Source organism: Prosthecobacter sp., from assembly GCF_044232965.1.
Lineage (GTDB): Bacteria > Verrucomicrobiota > Verrucomicrobiia > Verrucomicrobiales > Verrucomicrobiaceae > Prosthecobacter.
The window spans coordinates 1-3016 of sequence record NZ_JBIIKX010000157.1 but is presented as its reverse complement, the minus strand read 5'-3'; the positions used below and the strand labels follow the sequence as shown (position 1 = coordinate 3016).

Here is a 3016-nt window from a genome sequence, read left to right as displayed (position 1 = left end):
AGCGGCAGATCGAGGATGCGGATGATTTCGGGGAGCTTCTTGCGGAACTGCGGGGCGGCGAGCATCCCGGCCGCACACTCGCGCGTCATCGTCTTGGAAAGGAACACCGGATCACCCGATTGCTGGTTGGTCTGCACGACGCCGGTTTGCAGATGATCCTCCACGGCGGTGCGCGCTTCGATGGCCTCGACCGGCACGAATCCAAGGCTCTCAGCCTTTTCGGAGTAGCGCACCATGGCGATGGACACGGTGCGGCTGCCCTTGATGAACCAGATGTGTTTTGGAGCGATCACATCGGCGATCTCCCTCGCGAACTGGGAATCCTCGCGGTCCAGGCCCGGCAGCACGATGCGCGGACGGCCCTCGCAGTCCGCCTGGCCCTTCTGCCAGACGCGCTGCTCGCGGCAATGCTTGTCCACGATGCCGGGTTGGCGGTTCTCAAACCACGCGCACACGTGCTCCATGGTGCGTTCGGCGCAGTGGGCGTGCAGGCATTTGAAGGCGGGCGGGCGCGAGGCAAACACCACCGTGTCGCTGCCGGCCTCGGCCTTGAGATCGCCGGAGTGCTCGTGCTCCCACGGGCAGCGCACGGCCCACTTCGATTCGTCCGGGTCGATGCATTCGCCCAGCAGTTCGGCGGAGCGGAACAGGGCAGCGATGTCCAGCGAGGCGAGGTCGCCCTTGAACGCAGACCACCACGGCAGCTCCTTAGCGGGACGGCCTGCGGCCCGCTTGTCATCGGGCTTCTCGAAGCCGAACCACTCGCAGAGCTGCGCCCATTTCACCTCGGGGATTTCGCCCGTGACTTCCCATGTGTAGCGATGGCCGGTGCGATGAATGGAGGGCGCGACGACGAGGTTGAACCCGTTGAGATAAAGCTCCGCGTTCACCTGCGGCGTGAGCGCCACCGTGGGTGGCTTGCGCGCTTTGAGCAGGTGTGGAGGAAGGTCGCGGCAGATGAAGTGGAGATGAGCGCCACCGCCGGTGCGCTCACGGGGCACGTCGGCAAGGCGGGGATGCTCCGCAAGCCAGGCACGGACCGATTCGCCTGAATCCGCCTTGCTGTCGAGATCCACGGCCACGAAGGGCGGACGCACCACGACGCCGAGGTTGTTGTCGGTGTGCGGCCCCAGCACTTTGTTCAAATCGTCGAGCGACACATCGGCGGACTTGTGATCGCGCCAGCCCTTGCACCAGGGTCGTTTGCCCTGCTCCTTGTCCTCGCCTTTGGTGGGCGGAAAGAGATGATGCACCGCCCAGTGGAACTGCTGTAAATAGAAACGCGCGGCGGTGAGGCGGTCCCATTCGTTGATGTCGGCGGGGATGTGGAAGCTGCTGCCATTCTTGCTGCCACTTTTGGCAGCAGAATCACTTCCATCGCTGCCATTTTTGGCAGCAGGATCGTTCCCGGCGCTGCCATTTTTGGCAGCAAGCTCAGTGTTGCTGCCATTCTTGCTGCCACTTTTGGCAGCAGAATCACTTCCGGCGCTGCCACTTTTGGCAGCAAGCTCGGTGTTGCTGCCATTCTTGCTGCCACTTTTGGCAGCAGAATCGGTGCTGCCTCCGGTTTTGGCTTCAGTGCGCTGCCATTTTTCGGCTGCTGTACGACGGAAGAGGGTGCGCTGCGGCACGTCGAACCGCTCCGCCACGGTGCGAAGCGGCTCACTCGTCTGCTCGTAATGAGCGCGAATCGCTGGCCAGTCTGGTTTCATGCTTCGTGATTCCAGGCCAGTCCGTTTTTCTTTGCGGCCTCTCTCCGCTGCTGGCTCCACTGCTCCCAGTCGGTGTAGCGCTCTTTGCAGGGCGCGGACCAGGCGTATTGAGGAAAGGTTTCCCAGTGGTCGAACATTGGCCACACGGGTTTCTCACCGCGCTCGAGCGATCGGAACATGGCGGCCAGACTGCGACCCAGTTCATTCGTCACCTCGGAATCCAGGAACGTGAACTTGCGCTCGTTGAACCACTCCTTGTCGCGGATGTTGAGGCGCCAGACCCATTTCAGCGAGCCGTAGGGCCGGAAACGAAACCGCCAGAGGCGCCCGTCCACGGTGACGCCGTACAACCCGTCCCAGGTCACGAACTTCCCGCGACGCGTTTCTTGCAGAACTCCTCCGGCCTCCAGCAGACCGGCGGCGATGGGCTCGATCAGAAACCGGCGCATTCGCACCGACTCATGGTCGCTGCGGAAACGCACCTCCCATGGATGGTGGTTGGGTTTGTTGATTGGCAGGGTGATCATGGAATGTGAGTGCCGGGTTGTGCCGCAGGGGGGATTCAGGCAGCGATCCCCGTGCTTGGTTTGGTGCCGCCATTCTCCTTCCGCCACTCTTCGTAGCGCGTGGTCGCCGCGTTGGACCAGGCGTAGCGCGGGAACGACGGATCAAGGTCGAACATCGGCCACACGGGGGTCTGGTTGCTTTGCAGGGCACGGATCAAGGCGGCCAGATCGCGTCCGGTTTGTTCGCTGATCTCCTCATCGAGCAAACTGAACTCCTTGGCATTGAGAAGACCGAAGCCGTCACGGGAGGGCGTGCCCAGCGTGATGCGCCACAACCAGCGCAGGTGGCAATATGGGAACAGCCGGAACGCCCAGGAGCCGCCGTCCAGGTGGAGGTGATAGAGATTGTGGACCGGGCGCAGTTTGCCGCCGCGCGCGTGTTTAGGGGTGACGCCGGAGGCGATGAGTCCGTGGGCGATGGGCTGGACAAGCTGAGGACGCATCCTGTCGTCCTCGCCTGGCTTGAAATGGATGTCCCAGCGATGGCGATTTGGCTTGGTGGTGGGTGTTGCGGGTGCGTTCATGTGGAGTGCATTGTGGGTTCGGGTGTCGAATGCGAAGGCGCGATGCCCTCGTAAAATTCCAAAGCAGCACGGCTGACGAACACGCCGTTGAACCACGCCTTGAGATTGAGGCCTGCGAGTGTGCGCACACGAGAGAGCGCCACGTAGGCCTGGCCGGGTTCACGGGCGGCTCTCACGTCGATGTAAGCCGAGTCGAGAGTGAGGCCCTGCGCTT

At 62.8% G+C, this 3016-nt stretch carries 3 protein-coding genes and 1 pseudogene; all 4 read right to left on the bottom strand.

The annotated features are described in order from the left end of the window. The coding region (locus ACILSI_RS26935; RefSeq protein ID WP_395725022.1) for a bifunctional DNA primase/polymerase at nucleotides 1-1712 on the bottom strand (1712 nt) is incomplete at its 3' end. Then, complete coding sequence (locus ACILSI_RS26930; RefSeq protein ID WP_395725021.1) at nucleotides 1709-2239, bottom strand: hypothetical protein; 531 nt, start codon at nucleotides 2237-2239, stop codon at nucleotides 1709-1711. The genes ACILSI_RS26935 and ACILSI_RS26930, both read right to left, overlap by 4 nt. A 35-nt stretch (nucleotides 2240-2274) precedes the next feature. Then, nucleotides 2275-2802, bottom strand: a complete 528-nt coding sequence (locus tag ACILSI_RS26925; RefSeq protein ID WP_395725020.1) for a hypothetical protein — start codon at nucleotides 2800-2802, stop codon at nucleotides 2275-2277. Beyond that, nucleotides 2799-3016 (bottom strand): annotated as a pseudogene (locus ACILSI_RS26920) (hypothetical protein); the annotation flags it as partial. The pseudogene ACILSI_RS26920 and the gene ACILSI_RS26925, both read right to left, overlap by 4 nt.